Origin of the sequence: Tsukamurella sp. 1534 (assembly GCF_000312385.1) — a bacterium.
Taxonomy (GTDB): domain Bacteria; phylum Actinomycetota; class Actinomycetes; order Mycobacteriales; family Mycobacteriaceae; genus Tsukamurella.
Window position 1 is genome coordinate 58,734 of the sequence record NZ_HE997626.1, and the last position, 21,711, is coordinate 80,444.

At 69.4% G+C, this 21,711-nt stretch carries 21 protein-coding genes; 6 read left to right on the forward strand and 15 right to left on the reverse strand.

From position 1 onward, the window contains the following. Nucleotides 1-17: 17 nt before the first annotated feature. A complete protein-coding gene (locus tag BN39_RS00260; protein ID WP_019200332.1) occupies nt 18-692 on the reverse strand; it encodes a TetR/AcrR family transcriptional regulator in 675 nt (224 codons plus the stop codon). A gap of 122 nt (nt 693-814) precedes the next feature. Here BN39_RS00260 and BN39_RS00265 point away from each other — a divergent pair, with 122 nt between their 5' ends. Next, the gene (locus BN39_RS00265; RefSeq protein ID WP_019200333.1) at nt 815-1,642 is read left to right on the forward strand and encodes an SDR family oxidoreductase; all 828 of its coding nucleotides are present in this window, start codon (nt 815-817) and stop codon (nt 1,640-1,642) included. A gap of 54 nt (nt 1,643-1,696) precedes the next feature. On the opposite strand, the gene BN39_RS00270 is transcribed toward BN39_RS00265, so the two are convergent. Then, nucleotides 1,697-2,596, reverse strand: coding sequence for a glycine betaine ABC transporter substrate-binding protein (locus tag BN39_RS00270; RefSeq protein WP_019200334.1), 900 nt, complete (start codon nt 2,594-2,596; stop codon nt 1,697-1,699). Nucleotides 2,597-2,687: 91 nt separating this feature from the next. Between BN39_RS00270 and corA the strand changes: the two genes are divergently transcribed. Further along, nucleotides 2,688-3,773 carry a magnesium/cobalt transporter CorA gene (gene corA, locus BN39_RS00275; protein ID WP_040765690.1) on the forward strand — a complete coding sequence of 362 codons (1,086 nt, stop codon included), beginning with the start codon at nt 2,688-2,690 and terminating at the stop codon, nt 3,771-3,773. A gap of 24 nt (nt 3,774-3,797) precedes the next feature. On the opposite strand, the gene BN39_RS00280 is transcribed toward corA, so the two are convergent. Further along, entirely contained in the window at nt 3,798-4,802 is a 1,005-nt protein-coding gene (locus tag BN39_RS00280; RefSeq protein ID WP_040766253.1) for a LacI family DNA-binding transcriptional regulator, read from the reverse strand. A gap of 139 nt (nt 4,803-4,941) precedes the next feature. Between BN39_RS00280 and BN39_RS00285 the strand changes: the two genes are divergently transcribed. Further along, nucleotides 4,942-6,591 carry a glycoside hydrolase family 13 protein gene (locus BN39_RS00285; RefSeq protein ID WP_019200337.1) on the forward strand — a complete coding sequence of 550 codons (1,650 nt, stop codon included), beginning with the start codon at nt 4,942-4,944 and terminating at the stop codon, nt 6,589-6,591. Between the two features lie 15 nt (nt 6,592-6,606). Here the strand turns inward: BN39_RS00285 and BN39_RS00290 are convergent, their stop codons facing one another. The 10 genes from BN39_RS00290 to BN39_RS00335 form a co-directional block, all read right to left on the reverse strand. Then, a complete protein-coding gene (locus BN39_RS00290; protein WP_019200338.1) occupies nt 6,607-7,197 on the reverse strand; it encodes a suppressor of fused domain protein in 591 nt (196 codons plus the stop codon). A gap of 28 nt (nt 7,198-7,225) precedes the next feature. Further along, nucleotides 7,226-8,095, reverse strand: coding sequence for a ParB N-terminal domain-containing protein (locus BN39_RS00295; protein WP_019200339.1), 870 nt, complete (start codon nt 8,093-8,095; stop codon nt 7,226-7,228). Then, the gene (locus tag BN39_RS00300) at nt 8,085-8,759 is read right to left on the reverse strand and encodes a metallophosphoesterase (RefSeq protein ID WP_040766255.1); all 675 of its coding nucleotides are present in this window, start codon (nt 8,757-8,759) and stop codon (nt 8,085-8,087) included. The genes BN39_RS00295 and BN39_RS00300 overlap by 11 nt, the downstream gene beginning before the upstream one ends. A gap of 5 nt (nt 8,760-8,764) precedes the next feature. Continuing rightward, nucleotides 8,765-9,949, reverse strand: coding sequence for an ABC transporter ATP-binding protein (locus BN39_RS00305; RefSeq protein ID WP_019200341.1), 1,185 nt, complete (start codon nt 9,947-9,949; stop codon nt 8,765-8,767). Between the two features lie 26 nt (nt 9,950-9,975). Beyond that, nucleotides 9,976-10,809, reverse strand: coding sequence for a carbohydrate ABC transporter permease (locus BN39_RS00310; RefSeq protein WP_019200342.1), 834 nt, complete (start codon nt 10,807-10,809; stop codon nt 9,976-9,978). Nucleotides 10,810-10,821: 12 nt separating this feature from the next. Then, nucleotides 10,822-11,760 (reverse strand): carbohydrate ABC transporter permease, encoded by a 939-nt coding sequence (locus BN39_RS00315; protein WP_019200343.1) that lies wholly within the window; start codon nt 11,758-11,760, stop codon nt 10,822-10,824. Further along, nucleotides 11,757-13,172 (reverse strand): extracellular solute-binding protein, encoded by a 1,416-nt coding sequence (locus BN39_RS00320; protein WP_237741607.1) that lies wholly within the window; start codon nt 13,170-13,172, stop codon nt 11,757-11,759. Before BN39_RS00320 ends, BN39_RS00315 begins: the two co-directional genes overlap by 4 nt. 144 nt (nt 13,173-13,316) lie before the next feature. Beyond that, a complete protein-coding gene (locus tag BN39_RS00325) occupies nt 13,317-14,060 on the reverse strand; it encodes a TetR/AcrR family transcriptional regulator (RefSeq protein ID WP_019200345.1) in 744 nt (247 codons plus the stop codon). 59 nt (nt 14,061-14,119) lie between these two features. After that, complete coding sequence (locus tag BN39_RS00330; RefSeq protein WP_019200346.1) at nt 14,120-15,118, reverse strand: diiron oxygenase; 999 nt, start codon at nt 15,116-15,118, stop codon at nt 14,120-14,122. Nucleotides 15,119-15,304: 186 nt separating this feature from the next. Further along, complete coding sequence (locus tag BN39_RS00335; RefSeq protein ID WP_019200347.1) at nt 15,305-15,817, reverse strand: general stress protein; 513 nt, start codon at nt 15,815-15,817, stop codon at nt 15,305-15,307. 51 nt (nt 15,818-15,868) lie between these two features. Between BN39_RS00335 and BN39_RS00340 the strand changes: the two genes are divergently transcribed. Genes BN39_RS00340 through BN39_RS23995 form a run of 3 tightly spaced genes read left to right on the forward strand, consistent with a single transcriptional unit; the run spans nt 15,869 to nt 18,484 of the window. Beyond that, on the forward strand, nt 15,869-17,146 hold the full coding sequence (locus BN39_RS00340) for a magnesium transporter MgtE N-terminal domain-containing protein (protein WP_019200348.1): 1,278 nt from the start codon (nt 15,869-15,871) through the stop codon (nt 17,144-17,146). Further along, complete coding sequence (locus BN39_RS00345; RefSeq protein ID WP_019200349.1) at nt 17,143-17,670, forward strand: DUF1003 domain-containing protein; 528 nt, start codon at nt 17,143-17,145, stop codon at nt 17,668-17,670. Before BN39_RS00340 ends, BN39_RS00345 begins: the two co-directional genes overlap by 4 nt. Then, entirely contained in the window at nt 17,657-18,484 is an 828-nt protein-coding gene (locus tag BN39_RS23995) for a hypothetical protein (RefSeq protein WP_040765691.1), read from the forward strand. The genes BN39_RS00345 and BN39_RS23995 overlap by 14 nt, the downstream gene beginning before the upstream one ends. A gap of 89 nt (nt 18,485-18,573) precedes the next feature. Here the strand turns inward: BN39_RS23995 and ahcY are convergent, their stop codons facing one another. After that, complete coding sequence (gene ahcY / locus BN39_RS00355; protein ID WP_019200350.1) at nt 18,574-20,037, reverse strand: adenosylhomocysteinase; 1,464 nt, start codon at nt 20,035-20,037, stop codon at nt 18,574-18,576. 174 nt (nt 20,038-20,211) lie between these two features. Continuing rightward, nucleotides 20,212-21,711 carry an amino acid permease gene (locus BN39_RS00360; RefSeq protein WP_019200351.1) on the reverse strand — a complete coding sequence of 500 codons (1,500 nt, stop codon included), beginning with the start codon at nt 21,709-21,711 and terminating at the stop codon, nt 20,212-20,214.

The window sequence follows — 21,711 nt, forward strand, 5'->3', positions numbered from 1 at the left end:
GGCGCGTCACGCTCCCGTCACGCCTCGGCGGCGGCGCCCTCCCCGGCGGGGATCTCCAGCCCGACGGCCCCCGCCATGCCCATGAACATCCCGGCGAGGTGGTCGACGACCTCGTCGCGCGTCATGCCGGAGAACCCGGCGTTCTGATCCAGCCACTGCACCAGGGTCTCCTCGACGACCGCGATCCAGCCGTGCACGGCGAGGACGAAACGCGGGGAGCGGTCGATACCGATCGCCTCGGCCTGCTGGACGAAGTGGTTCACGATCTGCTCCCGCACGGTCTTCACGGCGGTGCGGATCCTCGGCTCGGACCAGCTGACGCCGGCCAGCATCGGCAGCAGCGACTGCCGGTGCTCCATGATGTGATCGACGTAGGTGCCGAGTGTGGCGCTGAGGATCGGCATCACCTCGGTGATGTCCTCCGGGTCGCGTTCGGGGGTGGCCACCTCCCCCACGATCCTGGCCTGCTCCTCGACGAGCGCGACCTGGAAGTCGAGCTTCGAGTCGAAGTAGTGGAACAGGAGGCCGGCGGAGACGCCGGCCTGGCTGGCGATCTCCTCGATGGACACCTGTTCGAGGGCCTGGTGCTTGAGGCTCTGCAGGCCGAGCTCGATGAACTGCTGGCGCCGGGCCTCGGGGCTCAGTCGGGTGCGCTTACGCCCCACCGCGGCGACGACGGACTTTCTGGTCACCTACTGAATCCTACTCAATAGGTCGTTGACATATGCCGCTTCGCGACCCTACTGTCGAGTAAGGACGCCGAGCGTCGGCGCATCCGGGCAGGTCAAGCCCGGACAGTGTGAGGATTTCCACTATGAAGAGTTTCCGCGGCAAGGTCGCCGTGATCACCGGTGCGGCGTCGGGCATGGGGCGCGAGCTGGCCCTCCAACTCGCCGACGAGGGCGCCAAGCTGTCCCTCTGCGATTACGATCCCGCGGGCCTCGAGGAGACCGCCGAGCTCGCCCGCGCCCGCGGCGCCGAGGTGCACAGCAAGGTGGTCAACGTCGGCGAGCGCGAGCAGCTGCTGGCCTACGCCGACGAGGTCGTCGAGCACTACGGCACCGTCAACCTGCTGTTCAACAACGCCGGCATCGCGCACCACGAGCCCGTCGAGACCACGTCGTTCAAGGACTACGACCGGGTCATGGACATCGACTTCTGGGGCGTCGTCAACGGCACCAAGGCGTTCCTGCCGCACCTCATCGCGTCGGGCGACGCGCACATCGTCAACACCAGCTCGCTGTTCGGGCTGCTGTCGGTGGGCGGCCAGAGCGCCTACAACGCCGCGAAGTTCGGCGTGCGCGGCTTCACCGAGGCGCTCCGCATCGAGATGCTCTCCACCCATCCCGAGGTGGGCGTCACCTGCGTGCACCCCGGCGGCATCAAGACGGCCATCGCCCGCAACGCCACCGGCGCCGAGGACAAGGACGCCGCGCACACCGCGGAGCTGTTCGACAAGTACCTCGCCCGCACCGAGGCCGACGACGCGGCCCGCACGATCCTGAACGGGGTCAAGAAGAACCGCGGCCGGGTGCTGGTGGGCGCCGACGCCAAGGTCATCGACGTGCTGGTCCGCCTCGGCGGCTCCGCCTACGAGCGCGTCAACGCGCTGATCGACACGCAGCTCAACAAGCGCCTCTGAATCCCCGTACGACGAACGGCCGCGGGCAGTGCCCGCGGCCGTTCGTCTTCCGGATCAGTTGAGCGGGTTCTCCGCCGACCAGTCGGCGGCGACCTCCTCGGGCGACTTCTCCCCCGCCTCCACCGACGCCACCATCGCCGCGAGGTCGACGGTGGTCAGCGCGCCCGCGACCGCGGACAGTCGCTTGCTCTGCGCCACCGTGAGGCCGTCCCGGCGCATCAGCGGCACCACCGCCCGCGAGGGGACGACTCCGTCGGGGTCGGCGACCTGCGAGAGTTCCTGCGCCGCCGGCGAGAGGGTGCGCAGCTGCGCGATCGCGGCGCGCCCGTCGGACACGGCACGGGCGGCCGAGGCGTCGTCCACGACGACGGTGACCGGCCCCGTCGTACAGCCGTACCGTTCGGCGACGTCGGTGGGCGATCCCGCCGGGACCGCCACGGGTCCCGCGAGGCCCTCACAGCCCTGGAGCGATGCGGGCGGCGCCGCCTTCGCGACGAAGAGCATCGACTGGTCCAGCGCGAGCGTCGGGTCGCCGAGGCCGAGCCCCTCGGGCAGGACGCCACTGACAGCCACGAACTGCTCGTCCCACTGGTCCTTGCCCTCGGCACCGTCGGTCTTGGTCGACGACGGTGGCGTCACGCCTGGGCGGTAGCGCTCCCACAACGCACCGGTCAGGGCCGGCGCCACCGTGATGTCACCCCGCTCGACGGCGACGACGGCGGCGTCGCCGGGACCGAGCCCGAGCCGCGTCTCGACCGGTCCACCGGCCATCCGGAGGGCGTTCGCGTAGATCACGGCCTCGATGCGAGAGGCGGCATCGTCGGAGGATCCGACGGTGACCGTCCCCTCGGTCCCGCGGGGCCCGAGATCGGCGGCGTCGCCGCCGTCGGTGCAACTCGCGACGGCGACCGCGGCGACCGCCAGCGCGGCCGCACGGAGCTTGGGAGATCTCACGCCACTCTTTCTACCCGCCGGGCCGGGCGAACCGGGCACGCACCCGCCGCAGCGCCACGGCGGGCCCCCTCCCGGCGCTACTATTTCGAGCATGCCGTCCATGCCGTCCATGCCCCGGCCTGGTGCGATCCGCCGAGACACCCGCGAGCCGGTGGTGCCGCGCGTCCCCGTGCCTGTGGCGCGGGCCGTGGTCGACTGCGGCGTCTACATCGACGGTGAGCGACTACCCGGCCGGTTCGGCTACGTCGAGGCCATCGAGGAGGTGCGGCGGCGCGGCGAGGGTTACGTGTGGGTGGGCCTGCTGGATCCGGATCAGCATCAGATGGACGAGGTGGCGCGGGTATTCGGACTGCACCCGCTGACCGTCGAGGACACCCTGGTCACGCACACCCGCCCCAAGGTGGACCGGTTCGACGACACGCTGTTCCTCATCCTCAAGACGGTCAACTACGTGGGCCACGATCGCACCGATCCCATGGCGCGCATCGTCGAGACGGGCGAGGTGATGGTGCTCGTCGGGCCCGACCACGTGATCACGGTGCGGCACGGGGAGCACGGCAGCCTGCGCCGGGTGCGCCGCACGCTGGAGGGAAGCCCCGGACTGCTCAAGCTGGGCCCGTCCGCGGTGATGCACGCGGTGGCGGACCACGTCGTGGACTCCTACGTCGCGGTCTCCGACCTGCTCGAGGACGATATCGACCACGTCGAGGAGGAGGTCTTCCGCGCCGGATCCCGTACCAAGGTCGACGAGATCTACCAGCTCAAGCGCGACGTGGTGGAGCTGCGTCGCGGCATCAACCCGCTCTCCCATGCCCTCAAGCGCCTCACGTGCGATTTCGACGACATCATCCCCGGTGAGATCCGGCGCTACTTCTCCGACGTACTCGACCATCAGGCGATGGTCTCGGACCACGTGGAGACGTACAACGACGTGCTGAGCTCGCTCATCGACGCGGCACTCGCGAAGATCGGGATGCAGCAGAACGAGGACATGCGCAAGATGTCGGCGATCATCGGGCTGGTCGCGGTGCCGACGATGATCGCCGGGGTCTACGGGATGAACTTCGACAACATGCCCGAGTTGCATTGGACCTACGGCTATTTCGTCGTCCTGGGAATCATGGCTGCGGCCTGTATCGCACTGTTCGTGGTGTTCCGGAAGATCAAATGGCTGTAGCGCCGCCCGCCGGCGCGCAGCGGGTCAGCGTGCCGGCGCGCCGGTGCTGCCGCGGTCGATGAACACCGGCTCGCTGAGGTCCTGCAGGTCCTCGGCGGACTCCCCGGCCACGCGGCGCACGAGATAGCCGACGGCGCGGCTCGCCATCGCCCAGTGGTCGGGCCCGACGCTCGTGAGCCGGGGGCGCGTGAGGTCGCCGGCCTCGGTGCCGGCGAACAGGGACAGCACCGAGAGGTCCTGCGGGATACGCACACCCGCCGCGGTCGCGGCGGAGACGAACCCCAGGCCGGCGGTCTCGTTGCAGATGACCACGGCGGTGACCGGCTCGGCGGCGAGGCCCGCGTAGGCGTCCCATCCCGCGGCGAAGGTCGCCGGGGTGGGGAGGACCCGCGCCCGGACACCGTGTCGGGTGACCGCGGCGTCGATCGCCGCGGCCGACCGCACATCGACGCCCGGCCGGTGCGCTCCGTCGTCGCCCTCGGAGCGCACGAGCACCGCCACATCGGTGTGCCCGAGCGCCGTCAGGTGCGCGACGGCCTCCTCCGCTGCCGCGTCGAAATCCGCGTCACAGAACGCCGTTCCCGTCGTGTCGTCCGTGCGGCCGATGAGGACGAAGGGCACGCCCGCCTCGCGCAGGTAGTCCACGCGGGCGTCCGCGGTGTACACCTCCATGACGAGGAACCCGTCCACGAGGCCCTGGCGCGCGGTCTCCCGCACCGAGTCCGCGTCGTCCGCGGGCCCGGGAAGGAGCAGCATGTGCGAGCCGAGGGCGCGGGCCTCGTCGGCGGCAGCGGTGAGGTACCCCGCCGTGTCGACGCCCTGCCCGAGCGATTCGGTGGTGAGGAGCAACCCCAGCAGTCCCGTGCGCCGGCCCGCGAGCGCCTGGGCGAGCGCGTTGGGCGCGTAGTCGAGGGCCTCCATCGCGACGAGGACCCGCCGCCGGGTCTCCTCGGAGATGGAGCGCGTGCCGCTGAGGACGTACGAGACGGTGCTGCGGGAGACCCCCGCAAGGCGCGCGACATCCGCCATGGTCGCCACTCGTGCACCTCCTCGGTCGCCGCGCGAAAAGAAAAGCTCGCGGCCGATCCTACGTTTCCGCTACGCTGGGCGGAACGTTGTCGACGCGCGTCGACAATTCAGGTGATACGAAGTCTTCGAAGGGAGAGTCGTGGTTCTCAAGGACCTCGGAACGGCCGACTGGTGGCGCCAGGCGGTGGTGTACCAGATCTATCCGCGCAGCTTCGCCGATTCCAACGGCGACGGCATCGGCGACCTGCCCGGTATCACCTCGCGGGTGCCCTACCTCCGCGAGCTCGGCATCGACGCCGTGTGGCTGAGCCCCTTCTACCCGTCCGAGCTCGCGGACGGCGGGTACGACGTGGCCGACTACCGGAACGTGGACCCCCGCCTCGGCACTCTCGAGGACTTCGACGCCATGAGCGCCGCGTTGCACGACGCCGGCATCAAGCTGATCGTCGACATCGTTCCCAACCACACCTCGGATCAGCACGAGTGGTTCCAGGCGGCCGTCGCCGCCGGCCGCGGCTCGCACGAGCGCGACCGCTACCACTTCTTCGAGGGCAAGGGCGAGAACGGTGAGGAGCCGCCGAACGACTGGCTCTCGCACTTCGGCGGCCCGGCCTGGCACCGGGTGACCGAGCCCGACGGCACCCCCGGCCAGTGGTACCTGCACATGTTCGCCAAGGAACAGCCCGACCTGAACTGGGAGCGGGACGACGTGCGCGCCGATTTCGAGCACACCCTGCGCTTCTGGTCGGACCGCGGCGTCGACGGCTTCCGCATCGATGTGGCGCACTACCTCCGCAAGGACCTCAGCGAGCCGTTCGCCCCGTACGCCGAGGTCGGCGCGACGGAGCTGCAGCTGTACCCGAACCATCCCTACATGGACCGCGACGACGTACACGAGATCTACCGCGCCTGGCGCAAGGTGTTCAACGAGTACCAGCCGCCGCGCACCGCCGTCGCCGAGGCCTGGGTGCACAAGTCCCGCCTGGCCGCGTACGCCAGTCCCGACGGGCTGGGACAGGCCTTCAACTTCGACCTCCTCGTCTCCGAGTTCGACGGCAAGGAGTTCAAGGCGATCATCGACGACAACCTGCGGCAGGCGGCCGAGACGGGATCGTCGAGCACTTGGGTGCTGTCCAACCACGACGTGGTGCGGCACGCGACCCGGTACGGCCTCCCCCGCGGCTACGGCGAGCACGCCGATCCCTGGACGCTCGCGGGCGGCTCGCACGACGACGTGGACACCGAGTCCGGTGAGCTCCGCGCCCGGGCCGCGACGCTGCTGATGCTCGCACTCCCCGGTTCGACGTACCTGTACCAGGGCGAGGAGCTGGGCCTGCACGAGGTGGGCGACATCCCCGCCGCGGACCGTCAGGACCCCACGTTCTTCCGCACCGAGGGCAAGGAGATCGGCCGCGACGGTTGCCGCGTGCCCATCCCGTGGGCCACGAGCGGGCCGTCGTTCGGGTTCGGCACGGGTTCGGCGCACCTGCCGCAGCCGTCGTGGTTCGGCGGATACTCGGTCGACGCGGAGGACGACGATCCCACGTCGACGCTCAACCTCTACCGGGCGGCGCTCCGCGTGCGCGCCGACGTCGAGACCGACGAGTCGCTGACCTGGCTCGAGCACGAATCGCCGGAGGTGCTCGCGTTCGAGCGCCCCAACGGCTGGCGTTCGATCACCAACTTCGGCACCGATCCGGTGGAGTTGCCCGCCGGCGAGATCCTGCTGACCTCCACGGAGATCGAGGGGCGGACCCTGCCCGGGAACGCCACCGCCTGGTTGCGCTGACCGGGACTCCGCCGCTCAGACCGCACGTGCTGCGGGGCGGCCCGGGTCCGCGGGGTCGATCCCCGCTTCGGCCCAGGCCTCCCGCAGCCCGTCTGCGCCCTTGAGCCGCACCCAGGCCGCCTCGTTCGCGGTGATCGGGTCGGCCCGGAGGAACCGCACCGGTTCGCCCCCGGTCGGCAGGTCCGGGACCGTCGACGGTCCGAGCAGCACGGCGGTGAAAGGCGCTCCCGCCCAGAGCGGTTGGCCGAGGTCGACGAGAGCGTCGGGCGCGAGGACGAGCCCCTCGACGGCGGGTGATGCGGCGAGGATCGCGACCGCGCGGTGCACCCCGTCGAGCGCCGCCCCCGGGCCGTTCGGCGCGGGCCGCAGCTCGACGACGACCTCGGCGCGCGGGCCGTCCTCGGCAGTGACCAGCGCGTCCGGGTCTGTCATCGGGTGTTGCGAGCAGCCGAGGCTCGCGAACGCCACCGCCCCGTCGCCGACCCAGCGCTGCACCGTCATCGGCGCCAGCCCGAGGAACGTGACCGACGCGGAGGCGGGCGGGGCGAACCCCCTGGCACCGTAGTGCTCGTTCAGGTGCGTGCGGACGTCGTCGACCAGGGCCATTCCTCGGAGTCTAGGGGGACGCCGCGGGCTAGAAGAACTGCCCCGGCTGCCAGGGCTTGCGCGTGCGCCCGGACACCTCGTCGATGATCTCCGGGCTCCACACGTGCCGGCGCACCAGCCGGTACCGTTCGCAGGCGACGAACATGTAGACCTCGGCGTCGGTGGAGGACTCCATGATCCCGGCGTCCCTCGCCATCTCGACCACGGGCGAGAACTCGTCGTCGTACCAGCGCTGGGTCACCTGCTCCCGCGAGAGGTACTCCCCCGCCTCCTGGATCAGCCGGAAACCCCACGCCTCCACCGATTCCGCGAGCTCGGAGTACGCCCAGGCGTTGTTCATCCGGATCCGGTCGCGCGCCTCCCCGGCCAGCGGGACCCGCTCCAGGAACAGGCGACGGTGGTCCTTCATCAGCAGGTCCGAACGGACCGCGATCCCGTCCGCGCCGACTCGCGTCACCACCTCGGTGACGTACGCGTCGATGGTGTCGAAGCCCCGCGCGAAGGCGATCGAGACGCGGTGATGACCGTCGATCACGAAGTACATGTCGCCGACCTTCTTCACCTCGATCGGCGGCATCGCCTCACCCCGGCGTTGGGCGGCCGCCAGGCGCTGCCAGCGAGCGCGCATCGCGGGCGAACGGGGGCGGAACCGGCGGTCGAAATCGCGGGTGCGATCCACGCTGCCGACGATCTGCGCCAGCGGGATCACCTGCAGGCCAAGGCTCCGCTCGGTTACCACGCCCACCGCGCCCACGACCTCGTCGTAGGGCAGGACGTCGTTGACGTCGTCGGGCTGGCGCCGCACCCAGGCCGCGATCTTCGCGATGCTGGCTCGGCGCCGCGACCGCTCGAAATCGGTCCGGGCGTCGGCGTCGGGGAACCCCGTGTCACGCGCCACGTCGCCGCTCCCTGATCTCGAAGCCCCCGGGCTGCCCGGGGATGATCTCGAAATAGCTGTACCCCACCGTGTTCAGCACCGGCACCTCACCGATCGTGCGGTCGGCGCCCGGGTGGCCGAACGGGTGCACGTGCCCGTGGACGAACACCTGCGGCCGCAGCGCGCCGATGAGGCCACCGAGGGCGGCGAACCCGCGGTGCGGCGGGTCTTCGCCGTCGCCCACGCCCTGCGCGGGCGAATGCGTGAGAACCACGTCCACGGCACGCTTGCGAGCGCGCAGCCGCAGCCACCAGGAGCGACGGGCCGCCTGCCCCTGCGTCCACTGGTTCGGGCCACCGCAGTACCGGATGGATCCTCCGAGCCCGGCCACGGTGAGGCCGGCCACGGTGACGACCCTCCCGTCGGCGTTGATACCGCCTCGCGGCCCGGGCGGCTCGCACGGCAGGCCGCCGCGGGTGTAGCCCGCGCGCGACCGTCGATAGCCGCCGTGATCCGGATCGTGGTTGCCGGGCACGAACACGCACGGCACGCCGTACCGGTCCACCAACGACTCGAGGTAGTGCCCCGGCAGGTCGCCCGCACCCAGGATCAGGTCGGGTTGCAGCGTCGACGACGCCAACGCGAGCGCCGGCACCTCCTCGTCACTGACAGCGAGAACGCGCACCGAAGTCACAAGGCGAGATTGGTGCCGCTGGACGCGTCGAAAACGGCGATCTTGGACGGGTCGTAGTACAGATCGACCTCGGCGCCGCGGGCGGCACCGGAGTCGGCCGACAGACGGGCGACGATCTCGTCGACCCCCGCCGGCGGCGGCACGTCGCCCCCGGCGTTGAGGTCGGCGAGCACGTCGGCCCGGCCCGCGTTCTTGTCCTGCACGCCGAAGTGGATGAACTTGTCCGAGCCCATGGACTCGAGCACGTCGACCTTGGCCGTGAAGGTCAGGCCGCCGACGCGCTGGTTCGGATCGAGCAGCCTGGCGTCCTCGAAGTGCTCGGGGCGGATGCCCACGATCACTTCACCGTTGGTGTTCCCGGCCGCCTGCGCCTTCTGCGCCAGTTTCGGTGCGTCGAGCAGCAGGATCTCGCCGAGCGCGGTGTCGATGCCCACCGACGTCAGCCGCCCCGGGACGAAGTTCATCGCGGGCGAGCCGATGAACCCGGCGACGAACAGGTTCGACGGGCGGTCGTAGAGCTCCTGCGGCGGCCCGACCTGCTGCACGTCACCACTCTTGAGGACCACCACGCGGTCGCCGAGGGTCATGGCCTCGGTCTGGTCGTGGGTCACGTACACCATGGTGGTGCCCAGGCGCTTCTGCAGCCGGGAGACCTCGGTGCGCATCTGCACGCGCAGCTTGGCGTCGAGGTTCGACAACGGCTCGTCCATGAGGAACGCCTTGGGGCTGCGGACGATCGCCCGGCCCATGGCCACGCGCTGGCGCTGGCCGCCGGAGAGCTGCGAGGGCTTGCGGTCGAGGTGCTGGGTCAGGTCGAGGGTGCGCGCGGCGTCCTCCACCTTCGCGTTGACCTCGTCCTTGCTCAGCTTCGCGAGCTTGAGCGGGAACGCGATGTTCTCCCGCACCGACATGTGCGGGTAAAGCGCGTAGGACTGGAACACCATCGCGATGTCGCGGTCCTTGGGCGCCTTCTCGTTGACCCGCTCCCCCGCGATGCGCAGCTCACCGTCGGAGATGTCCTCCAGGCCGGCGATCATGTTCAGCGTGGTGGACTTGCCGCAGCCCGAAGGGCCGACGAGGATCACGAACTCGCCGTCGGCGATCTCGATGTTGATGTCACTGACGGCGGTCGAGCCGTCGGGGTAGGTCTTGCGCACATGGTCCAGGACGATGTCAGCCATGATGTCTCCTCAAGTGTTTTCCGACGTCAGCCCTTGACCGCACCGGACGTCAGGCCGGCCACGATCCGTCGCTGGAAGATCAGGACGAAGATGATGATGGGAATGGTGATGATGACCGCGGCGGCGGCGATGGAACCGGTCGGCTCCTCGAACTGCGAACTGCCCGTGAAGTTCACGATCGCCACCGGCGCCGTGATCGACGCCTCGGTCGCGGTCAGCGAGACGCCGAACAACAGGTCGTTCCACGCCGCGATGAACACCAGGATCGCGGCGGTGACCACGCCCGGCACCGCCAGCGGCGCGATCACCTGACGGAACGCCTGCGCCGGGGTGGCGCCGTCCATCTTGGCCGCCTTCTCCAGCTCCCAGGGGATCTCCCGGAAGAACGCCGACAGCGTGTACACGCACAACGGGAGGGCGAAGGTGACGTTCGGCAGGATCAGGCCCGGCCACGTGTCGAACAGCCCCACCGCCCGCTCGATGTTGAACAGCGGCGTGATCAGCGAGATCTGCGGGAACATCGCGATCATCAACGCCGCCCCGATGAACAGCTTCTTACCCGGGAAGTTCAACCGCGCCACCGCATACGCGGCGAACATGCCGATGATCACCGCGATCACCGTCGAGATCAACGCCACGCCGATCGAGTTGATCAACGGCCGCACGAACCCGTTGCCCTCGAAGATCGCGGTGTAGTTGTCGAACGTGACGCCCTTCGGGATGAACTCGCCGTCCGTCACCGTCGCCGGGGACTTCAGCGACAGCGACACGATCCACAGCACGGGGATCAGCGCGTAGCACACCACCAGGATGTCGATCGCGCTCCAGGCGACCTTGCGCCCTACGGTATTCGATGCCATGACCCGCGCCCCCTACCTCTGGTCCTGGTCGGCGCCCGGCACCGCGGTGCCGAAGGCCTTGACGAAGATGAACGCGATGATCGCCACGCAGAGGAAGATCAGCACCGAGATCGCCGACCCCACCCCCAGGTTGAACGCCTTGAACAGGTTGTCGTAACCCAAGATCGACACCGAGCCCGTCCCGTTCGCCCCCTTGGTCAGCACGTAGATGTTGTCGAAGATCCGGAACGCGTCGAGCGTGCGGAACAACAGCGCCACCAGGATCGCCGGCTTCATCAGCGGGATGATGATCTTCGTCAACCGCGTCCACGCACCCGCACCGTCCATCGACGCCGCCTTCAACAGGTCGTCCGGAACCAACGCCAGACCGGACAGCAGCAGCAGCGCCATGAACGGCGTCGTCTTCCACACCTCCGCCAGGATGATGATGAACAGCGACGGGATCTGCTGCGTCAGGGGCGCACTCCCGTCCGGCAACAGGTTCGCCAGATAGCCCGTGTCCGGCGTCCACGCGTAGAACCAGGAGAACGACGCCGCCACCGTCACGATGCCGTACGGGATCAACACCACTGTGCGCACGATCCCCCGGCCCACGATCGTCCGGTGCATCACCAACGCGATCGCCAAGCCCAACACGAACTCGATCACCACCGACACCACCGTGATGAACGCCGTCACGCCCAGCGCCTGCCACCAATACGAATCCTGCAGCACCGTGCCGTAATTGCCGAACCCGATGAACTCGTCCTGCCCCGGCGCCGCCAACGACGACTTGTGCAAGCTCAACCAGAACGCGTACACGATCGGATACGCCGTCACCAGCAGCATCACCAACGCCGCCGGAGCGATCAGCAACAACCCCAGCTTGCGCTCCTCGCGCTGCCCCTGGGACAGCGCCGCCTTCTTCACCGGTGCGGGGGCGGCGCCCCCGCTCGTCGTCGCCGCGGTCACGGGACCAGTCCCTTCTGATCGATGGCCTTCTCTGCGGCCGTCGCCAATTCGTCGACCAGCGCTTCCGGATCCCACGAGCCCACCGGGCTCAACTTGGCCTGCATCAGCGTCGACATGGCCTGATACACCGGGGTCACCGGCCGGACCGAGGAGGTGTTCTCCTGCAACTGATCCCGGATCAGCTTCGCCATCGGGTACACGGCGAGGTACTCCGGATCGTCGTACAGCGACGGCAGCACCGGCGGCGTGCCGGCGTCCAAGCCGTACGCCTTCTCGGACTCCTCATTGGTCAGGCACTCGATCGCCTTCCACGCCTGCTCCTGGTGGACGGAGGTCGGAGACACGGCGTAGTTGCCGCCACCGATCGTGGGCCGCGCGGGCACACCGGGCGCGAGGTCAGGGAACCGCGCGAAGTCGAACTTCTTCTGGATCACCTGATTCATCTGCTTGAGCTGATCGTTCGTCGGGTCCTTCGCCACGTCCGCGAACTTCGTCATCTCCGGCAGGAACGGCACGGAACCCGCCGCCGAGTTCTCCTGCATCGCCGACAGCACGAACGGCCAGTTCAGCTCGAACAGCGCGTTGCCGCGCTCCATCCCGAGACGGATCTCGGTCTCCATCGTCTGCGAGAAGCTCGGATCGTGACCGGGAGCGGTCGCCACCGATTTCATGGCCGTGAGCGCCTTGACGGCGGCCTCGCGGTTCTTCCCCTCGCCGAGCACCACCTTCTTGCCGGTCTCGTCGACCACCTTGCCGCCGGCGCTCTCGAGCATCGAGTTGAACCACACCGTCAGGCCCTCGTACTGCGCGGCGGTCACGCCGATCTGCGTGGGTCCGCGCTGCGCGCGGGACTTCGCCGTCAGCTCGAGCAGTTGCGCCCAGGTCAGCCTGGGCGGAGAGGTCACGGGCTTGCCGGTGAGCTGCGACAGGAGGTCCTTGCGATACCAGAGCAGCTGGGTGTTCGTCCAGGCCGGGACGGCGTACATCTCGTCGTTGTACATGCCGGTCTTGAGCGGACCGGGAAGAACGCGCTTCGCCGTGCGCTCGGCGAGGTCGGCCGGCACCTTCACCGCCCAACCCGCCTGCGCGAACTCCGCCGTCCAGGTGACGTCGAGTCCCAGGATGTCGAGCGTCTTGTCGCCGCCCGTGACGCGACGCGCCAGCTGCAGCCGAGCGTCGTCGGCCGACTTCGGGAGGGAGTACCCCACGACCTTGAACTCGTCGTTCGAACACTTCTCCGCCGCCCGCGCCACGGTCGGCGCGCTGTCCGCGCCCACGTACACGCTGATCTCGATCCCGCCGGAACCGGTGCCACAGCCGGCGAGCAGCGTGGCTCCCACGGCGGTGGCCATTCCCATCGCGCCGAGCCGCGCCCCGCGGCTCCGGCGTGTTCGACTCTGTTCGCCCGCCACGCGTCGCTCCTATCCCGCTACCGACCGGAAGCGTCGCTTCGAAAAGCTAGTCGACTCCGCCGGTGAGATGAACCACATTCGGGATAATCGTGCCAGATGCGAGGACAGGTTCGAGCCCTGCCCACGAAACCGGCCGCGGAACCGTCAGCGCCGGCCGGCCGCGGGGTCCGCCCCGACGGTGCCGAGCTCGCTCAGCGCCACTGTCAGTTCCGCGTCGGGGTCCACCTGCACGCCCAGGCCGCGGGCGGCACCGTCGAGCACGAACCACGTGATGTCGGTGAGCGATTCGACGACCTCCTCGCGGGTCTGGTCGCGGATCGCCTCCTCGCCGCGCACCCATCCGGTGAGAGTCGCCTCGACCATCGTGAAGACCACGAAGGGCACGCGGGCGAAGGCCTCCGCGGAGAGTCCGGTGGCCGCGGCGACGCCGTCGATCGTCTCGTTCGCCCGGGAGACCACGCGGTGCTTGAGCTCGCTCATGGCGTCCGGCCAGTCGCCGGCGCCGTCGGTCGGGCCGGAGCGGATCAGGTCGACGAGGCGGGGGTTCTCCTGCATCCACGCCGCCGCGCTGGCGATGGCGCGCCGCAGGATCGCGCGCAGCGACCCGATGGAGATGTCGAGATCCGCGACCAGTTCGCCGGCGAACTCGTCCACCACGTAGCCCCGCAGCCCGCGCGTCAGATCGTCCTTGCTCTTGAACTGGCGGTAGACGACGGACTTCACGAGCCCCGCGCGTTCGGCGATGCGCTGCACCGAGATCGGCGCGCCGGGAGCCGATTCCTCCACCAGTTCGGCGGCGGCGCGCAGGATCCGGTCCCGCCGCTCCGAATTGTGCGCACGCCACCGCAACTCGTAGCCGGATCCCGGCCCGTTCGTCGTGGTGGCCATACCTGGCATGGTACGCGCGCCCCACCGGACGTCGGCGCGTTGCGCGCGCAAGGCCGGCGTCAGGCCGCCTGTGCCATCCGTGTCGGCTCGCCGCGGTAGCGGGCGTGGTGTCCATCGATCCGCAGCAGCTTCCACATCAGCCTGCCCGCCGGCGTCATCAGGCCCAGGTCGTCGGCCAGCGCGCGCATCTCGGCGAAGTAGTCGTTGAGCAGCGCGCGGGCCGTCGGGCCGCGCCAGAACGCCTCCCGCTTCACCTCCCGCGGCACCTCGAAGCGCTCGAAGAACTCCTTCGGCGGCGTGAAGATCTCGCCCACCAGCCAGCGCATCGCCAGCGGGAAGGCCACCGCGCAGATCCGCTTCTGCCGCTTGGTCATCCCCTGCAGGTGGGTGTGTAGGAACTCGTGCGCGAACGAGATGTGGCGCGCCTCCTCCGCGACGTGGATCTCCATGGTGCGCAGCACCAGCGGCGGCACCTGGCCGCCGTGCCGCATGATGGCCTTCTGGTAGTGGTCGATCGGCTCCTCGCCGCCGAGGATGCCCATGAACAGGATCACGTGGGCGTAGCCGCCGAGCACGCCGATCATCGGGGACGCCCGGCGGAACCGCTTCCGCATGCCGGGGACGTCCACGTCGATGCGGTTCACCAGTTCCTGGAACATCTGGATGTGGTTGCACTCCTCAGTCATCTCGTGGAGGCAGTAGCGGAACTCCGGCGACTTGTTCGGGAGCTTCATGATGTACTGCATCATTCCGCGGATGAGGATCGACTCGAACGCTGCGCCCACCTTGATGGTGTTCGCCAGCCTCCACCGGCCGATCTCGATCTGCTTCTCGACCGGCAGATCCCGGTACCACTGCGTCGCCCCGAGGGAGTCGAGGGTCGCGGGGAGAACCCAGCGCGGGTCGTTCGGGTCGAGCTTCAGCTCCGGCGAGTCCCAGTCGATGTCGAGATACGGGTCGAACCGCCGGTGCACGGATCCGTCGGACAGGTCCTCCAGGGTGTCGACGTACCGCTGGTCGAACGCGGTCTGCCCGGTGCGCCCCAGGATGTCAGCCATGAGAGTCCTCCTTGTGATCACTATCACTTGATCGCAATTTAGCAGGACTCCACGACCCGGTAAACACCTTCGGCGCGACGGCGCGCGACGCACTTCCGTCTCCGCAGGTCAGGGAGACGGAAGACACAGAAGACTCCGCCCGCCCCCGTGTCGTCACGGGGCGGGCGGAGTCGGTTGAGCCGAGGCCTACTGGATGTTCAGGCGGGCGAGCATGTCGCGGGCACGCTCGGCGTGCTGCGGGTCGCACAGCACGTCGTACCTGCCGGCGACCAGCTGCATCGTCGACGAGAAGTCGCGGGTGCCGCGCGATGCGGCGTACGGGATCGCTGCCGAGATCAGGCCGAACACGATGCCGCCGACCACGCCGGCGATCAGGGTCGGCACGATGTCGCCGGTCACCAGGCCGACGAGCAGGCCGAAGAACACGCCGAGCCACGCACCGGATCCGGCACCGGCTCCGAGCACGCGCCCCCAGGTGAGGCGGCCGGTCACGCGTTCGACCTGCATCAGATCGACCCCGACGATGGTCACGTTCTCGACCGGGAACTCCTGATCGGACAGGTGGTCCACGGCACGCTGCGCCTCGGCGTAGGTGTTGTACGAGCCGATGGGCCAACCGCGCGGCGGCGTCGGCAGGCCGCGACCACCAGGGCCGCCCGGCTGATTCGACGCGCCCGGGCCCTGCATCGGATTGGACATTCGGCGCCCTCCTTCGCATGGGATGTCGGAATCGAAACTACCCTGAACACCATGTCGGCTGTCTCCAGAGTATTCGTCGCGCGACTGTCCGGCCTCCCCGTCGTGGGTCCGGACGGCGAGTCGATCGGCCGAGTACGGGACGCCGTGATCGGTCTGCGGACGGACCGGAAGGCGCCGCGGGTGCTGGGCCTGGCCGTCGAGCTCGCGAACCGCCGGCGGATCTTCGTGCCCATGCTGCGGGTCACGAGCATCGAGGCGGCCGCGGTCACCCTGAACACCGGCTCGGTCAGCCTGCGCCGCCTGCACCTGCGCACCGGTGAGGCGCTGGCGCTGGGCCAGAGCCTCGGCAGCCGCGTCCGGGTCGACGAACCGGGGGCGTCGTACGACGGTGCCGACGCCACCGTCGTGGACGTCGGGATCGAGCAGACCCGCACGCGCGACTGGGTGGTGCACCGGCTCGCCGTGCGCGTGCGCGGCCGGGGCCTGGGCCGACGGGGCGGTGTGCACATCGTGGACCTCTCGCACGTCACGGGCTTCAACTCGACGGCGCTGACGAACACGGACCAGGAGATCGCCGAGGCGCTGACGGTCTTCGAGGACATGCGCGCCGCGGACGTCGCGCAGGCGCTGCGCGAGTTGCCCACGGCCCGTCGGCTGGCGATCGCCGGAGCCTTCGACGACGAGCGCCTGGCCGACGTGCTCCAGGAGCTGAGCACCGACGACCAGACCGAGGTGATCGCCCACCTGACGAAGGCACGCGCCGCCGCCGTCCTCGAGGCGATGGACCCCGACGACGCCGCCGACCTCCTGGGCGAACTGCCCGTCCGCCAGCGTGAGGAGCTGCTGACCGTCATGGACCCCGAGGATTCGGGCACGGTCCGCCGGCTGCTGACCTTCTCCCCCTACACCGCGGGCGGCATGATGACGCCGGAGCCGATCGTGGTGACCCCGTCGACCACCGTGGCCGAGGCGCTGGCCCGCGCCCGCAACCCCGACATCACGCCCGCACTGGCCAGCCTGATCTTCGTCGTGCGCCCACCGACGGCCACCCCGACGGGCCGCTACCTCGGCGCGGTGCACCTGCAGAAGCTGCTGCGCGAACCGCCCGCCGACCTGGTGGGCGGCATCGTCGACACCGACCTGCCGCAGCTCGGTCCCGACGACCCGCTGGGCGCCGTCACCCGCTACTTCGCGGCGTACAACCTGGTCTGCGGGCCGGTGACCGACGCCGAGAATCACATGTTGGGCGCGGTGTCGGTGGACGACCTCCTCGACCACCTGCTGCCGGAGGACTGGCGCGACGAGGACAGTGAGGAGGTGGCCCGGTGAAGGAGCGTTCGCGGCTCGACACCCCCCGGCTGAAGCGCACGTTCAGCCTCAACCTCGGCGACGACATGGTGGGGCAGGGCGCTGAGCGGGTGGCCCGATTCCTCGGCACCGGGCGGTATCTCGCGATTCAGACCGTGATCGTGATCGTGTGGATCGCGCTCAACGTGCTGTGGTTCACCTACCACTTCGACCCGTACCCGTTCATCCTGCTCAACCTCGCGTTCTCCACCCAGGCCGCCTACGCGGCGCCGCTGATCCTGCTCGCGCAGAACAGGCAGGAGAGCCGTGACCGGGTCTCGCTCGACGAGGACCGCACCCGCGCCGCGCAGACCAAGGCGGACACCGAATTCCTGGCCCGCGAGCTCGCGGGCGTGCGCATCGCCGTCGGCGACGCCGCGAGCCGCGATTACATGCGCCGCGAGCTCGACGAGGTGCACGAGAAACTGGACGCGCTCACCGCGCTGCTGCAGGCGATGCAGCACGAGCGGAACGTCCCCGAGGAGAGGGCCGATGCGACCGACTGACCCGCGCGAGAACCTGTACCCCGTGCTGCCGCCGGAGACCTACCGGCAGTTGGGGATCCCGATGCCGCGACAGCAGCAGCAGAGCTACGGGACGGGCGGCCCCGTCTCGGCTTCGGGCACGCCGTATCTGACGGGAAACGCGGTGTCCGGCCAGCGTGCCGCGACGGTCACACCGAATCCGGCTCCGCCCCAGGCTGATCCGTCCGGCGCACCGGGCGCACCCGCTCCCGCCGGTCCGCCTCCCCCCGGTCCGAGCCACGGCGGCCCCGTCCTCCCGCCGGGCACCGTCCCGCCCGGCTCCGCCCCGGGGTGGAATCCCGCGCCCGGCGGTCCCGGTGAACCGCACGGCCCGAAGGGGTCTCAGCACCGCGCGGTGTGGATCGTCGTGGCGACCACGGCGGTCGTGGTGGCGATCATCGTGGCCACCACCTGGTACATCGTGTCCACGCGGACGGGCGACGACGAGCGCCGGATCCGCGAGGTGATCGCGGCCGAGACGCAGGCCGTGAACGCACGGGACATGGACGCGCTCATCAAGACCCGGTGCGCAGCGGACGTGCAGCAGCTGCAGCTGCGGTTCACTCCGCAGACCTTCGCCGCCGAAGTCGACACGCTCATCGGGCCCGGCGGTTCGTGGCGGGTCACCGTCCTGTCCGTGGCCGTCGACAAGACCGCCGGCACCGCCACCGCGGAGGAGACCACCGAACCCGTCGGGCAGACCGTCACCCTGCCCCAGACGGTCTCGGACACCGCGCATCTGCGCAAGGAGTCCGGCGCCTGGAAGGTGTGCGTCAGCTCATCCGGGCTGCGCTGACCCGAACCCCGTTCCCCGCGAACGGAACCGGAACAACCGTCTCCGGTTCGGTTGCGCCACCGTCTGCGCCGCAACCGAACCGGGGGCGATCAGTAGCGGTAGTGCTCGGGCTTGTACGGGCCCTCGACATCGACGCCGATGTACTCCGCCTGCTCCTTGGAGAGCTTGGTGAGCGTGCCGCCCAGTGCCTCGACGTGGACGCGGGCGACCTTCTCGTCGAGGTGCTTCGGCAGCCGGTAGACCTCGTTGTCGTACTCGTCGGGCTTGGTCCACAGCTCGATCTGCGCGATGGTCTGGTTCGCGAAGCTGTTGGACATGACGAACGACGGGTGGCCCGTCGCGTTGCCCAGGTTGAGCAGGCGGCCCTCCGAGAGCACGATGATCGACTTGCCGCTGTCGCCGAACGTCCACAGGTCCACCTGCGGCTTGATGTTCGTGCGCACGGCGCCCGACTTCTCCAGGCCGGCCATGTCGATCTCGTTGTCGAAGTGGCCGATGTTGCCCAGGATCGCCTGATCCTTCATGAGCTTCATGTGCTCGAGCAGGATGATGTCCTTGTTGCCCGTGGAGGTGATCACGATGTCGGCGTCGCCGATCGCGCCCTCGACGGTGACCACGTCGAAGCCGTCCATGAGCGCCTGCAGCGCGTTGATCGGGTCGACCTCGGTGACCTGCACGCGCGCGCCCTGGCCGGCGAGCGACTCCGCGCAGCCCTTGCCCACATCGCCGTAGCCGCAGATCAGTACCTTCTTGCCGCCGATCAGCACGTCGGTGCCGCGGTTGATGCCGTCGATCAGGCTGTGCCGGGTGCCGTACTTGTTGTCGAACTTGCTCTTGGTGACCGAGTCGTTGACGTTGATCGCCGGGAAGGACAGCTCGCCGGCGGCCGCGAACTGGTACAGACGCAGCACGCCCGTCGTGGTCTCCTCGGTGACGCCCTTGACCGACCGCGCGATCGTGGTCCACTTCGTCTCATCCTGCGCGAAGCGCTCCCGCAGCACGGAGAGGAACACCTTCCACTCCGCCGGGTCGTCGTCCTCCGCCGGCGGCACCACGCCGGCCGCCTCGTACTGCGCGCCGCGCAGCACCATCATCGTGGCGTCGCCGCCGTCGTCGAGGATCATGTTCGCGGGCTCCCCCGGCCAGGTGAGCATCTGCTCCGCGCACCACCAGTAGTCCTCGAGCGACTCGCCCTTCCACGCGAACACCGGCACGCCCTCGGGCTTCTCCGGAGTGCCGTTCGGGCCCACCACCACCGCGGCCGCGGCCTCGTCCTGCGTCGAGAAGATGTTGCACGACGCCCAGCGCACCTGGGCGCCCAGCGAGGTCAGGGTCTCGATCAGCACCGCGGTCTGCACGGTCATGTGCAGCGACCCCGAGATCCGCGCGCCCTTGAGCGGCTGCACGTCGGCGTACTCGCGGCGCAGGGCCATCAGGCCCGGCATCTCGTGCTCGGCGAGGCGCAGCTGCTTACGTCCGGACTCCGCGAGCGAGAGGTCCGCGACCTTGAAATCGATTCCGTTCGCCGTGTCGGCGGTCAGCGCTGTAGTCACGCGCTCCAGGCTATCGCCCCTGGTGCGAGACAGCGCCGCCGACCGTCATGCCATCGTGAAACCGGATGTTTCCCGGGGCAGATCAGCACGACGATTGTTGTCGCCGCTCGCATACGGAACCGCGGCCGGAGATCCTCCGGCCGCGGTCCGTCACGTGCTCAGTCCGTCCGGACGTCAGTCCGCCAGTGACTCCACGACCTCGCCGCGCTCGCGCTTGCCCGCGACGGAGTGGTTCATCGAGTAGACGAAGTAGACCACCACGCCGATCGCCATCCAGATGAGGAACCGGAGCCACGTCTCGAGGGACAGGTTGAGCATCAGCCACCCGCACGCGACGACGGAGAGGATCGGCACCAGCGGCACCAACGGAGCCCGGAAGCCGCGCTGCAGATCGGGACGCTGTTTGCGGAGGAAGACGACGCCCACCGACACGAGCACGAACGCGAACAGCGTGCCGATGTTGATCAGCGAAGCCAGTTCCTTGAGCGGCACGAGACCCGCGAAGATCGCGACCACCACGCCGACGCCCACGGAGATCCGCACGGGCACGCCGCGGTCGGAGGTCTTGGCCAGCGGCCGGGGAAGCAGGCCGTCGCGGGCCATCGCGAACAGCACGCGGTTCTGCCCCATCAGGAGGACCATGACCACGGTCGTGAGGCCGGCGAGCGCGCCGATCGAGATGATCGTCGCAGCCCAGTCGACGCCGTTGAGCGAGAACGCGTAGGCCAGGTTCTTCTCCGAACCGTCCCCGGCGCTGGTGGCCAGGTCCTTGTAGCTCGTCATGCCGGTGACCACCACGGTCACCGCGATGTAGAGCACCGTGACGATCGCGAGCGACCCCAGGATGCCGCGCGGCACGTCGCGCTGCGCGTTCTTCGTCTCCTCGGCCGAGGTCGCCACGATGTCGAACCCGATGAACGCGAAGAACACGATCGAGGCGCCCGCGAGCACGCCGTACCAGCCGTAAGTCGACCCGCTTCCACCGCTGAGCACCTGGAACAGCGTGTTGCTCCAGCTGAACCCGGTGGACTCGCCCGGCACCGACTCGGGGACGAAGGGGGTGTAGTTGGAACCCTTGATGTAGAAGGCGCCCACGACGATCACCAGTAGCACCACGGCCACCTTGATCGCGGTGATGACGGCGGAGACGCGCGAGGACACCTTGGCACCGAAGGTCAGCAGCCCCGTCAGCACCGCGACGATGAGCATCGCGCCCCAGTCGACCTTGACCCCGCCGATCTGCACCACCGGCGCCCCCGTGTGGAAGACCGTGCCCACGTAGCTCGACCACCCGCTCGCCACGGCCGCGGCGGCGATGGAGAACTCGAGAACGAGGTCCCAGCCGATGATCCACGCGGCGAACTCGCCGAACGTCGCATAGGAGAAGGTGTAGGCCGAGCCCGCCACGGGCACCGTCGACGCGAACTCCGCATAGCAGAGGGCGGCGAGCCCGCACGCGACCGCCGCGATGACGAACGAGATCGAGACGGCCGGACCGGAGAAGTCGCCGGCGGTCGACGCGCCGATGGTGAAGATGCCGGCACCGACGACGACGGCGACGCCGAAGATCGTCAGATCCCACGCGGTGAGCTGTTTCTTCAGGCGCGTTCCGACCACTTCGGTGTCCGCGATGGATTGCTCCACGGATTTGGTGCGTAACAGGGGGTTGGCCAT

Excerpts from the sequence above, each read along its gene's own strand:
- BN39_RS00265 (WP_019200333.1), top strand. The coding sequence starts at position 815 with ATGAAGAGTTTCCGCGGCAAGGTCGCCGTGATCACCGGTGCGGCGTCG.
- corA (WP_040765690.1), top strand. The coding sequence starts at position 2,688 with ATGCCGTCCATGCCGTCCATGCCCCGGCCTGGTGCGATCCGCCGAGAC.
- BN39_RS00280 (WP_040766253.1), bottom strand. The coding sequence starts at position 4,802 with ATGGCGGATGTCGCGCGCCTTGCGGGGGTCTCCCGCAGCACCGTCTCG.
- BN39_RS00290 (WP_019200338.1), bottom strand. The coding sequence starts at position 7,197 with ATGGCCCTGGTCGACGACGTCCGCACGCACCTGAACGAGCACTACGGT.
- BN39_RS00305 (WP_019200341.1), bottom strand. The coding sequence starts at position 9,949 with ATGGCTGACATCGTCCTGGACCATGTGCGCAAGACCTACCCCGACGGC.
- BN39_RS00310 (WP_019200342.1), bottom strand. The coding sequence starts at position 10,809 with ATGGCATCGAATACCGTAGGGCGCAAGGTCGCCTGGAGCGCGATCGAC.
- BN39_RS00325 (WP_019200345.1), bottom strand. The coding sequence starts at position 14,060 with ATGGCCACCACGACGAACGGGCCGGGATCCGGCTACGAGTTGCGGTGG.
- BN39_RS00330 (WP_019200346.1), bottom strand. The coding sequence starts at position 15,118 with ATGGCTGACATCCTGGGGCGCACCGGGCAGACCGCGTTCGACCAGCGG.
- BN39_RS00335 (WP_019200347.1), bottom strand. The coding sequence starts at position 15,817 with ATGTCCAATCCGATGCAGGGCCCGGGCGCGTCGAATCAGCCGGGCGGC.
- BN39_RS00340 (WP_019200348.1), top strand. The coding sequence starts at position 15,869 with ATGTCGGCTGTCTCCAGAGTATTCGTCGCGCGACTGTCCGGCCTCCCC.
- BN39_RS23995 (WP_040765691.1), top strand. The coding sequence starts at position 17,657 with ATGCGACCGACTGACCCGCGCGAGAACCTGTACCCCGTGCTGCCGCCG.
- BN39_RS00360 (WP_019200351.1), bottom strand. The coding sequence starts at position 21,711 with ATGGCCAACCCCCTGTTACGCACCAAATCCGTGGAGCAATCCATCGCG.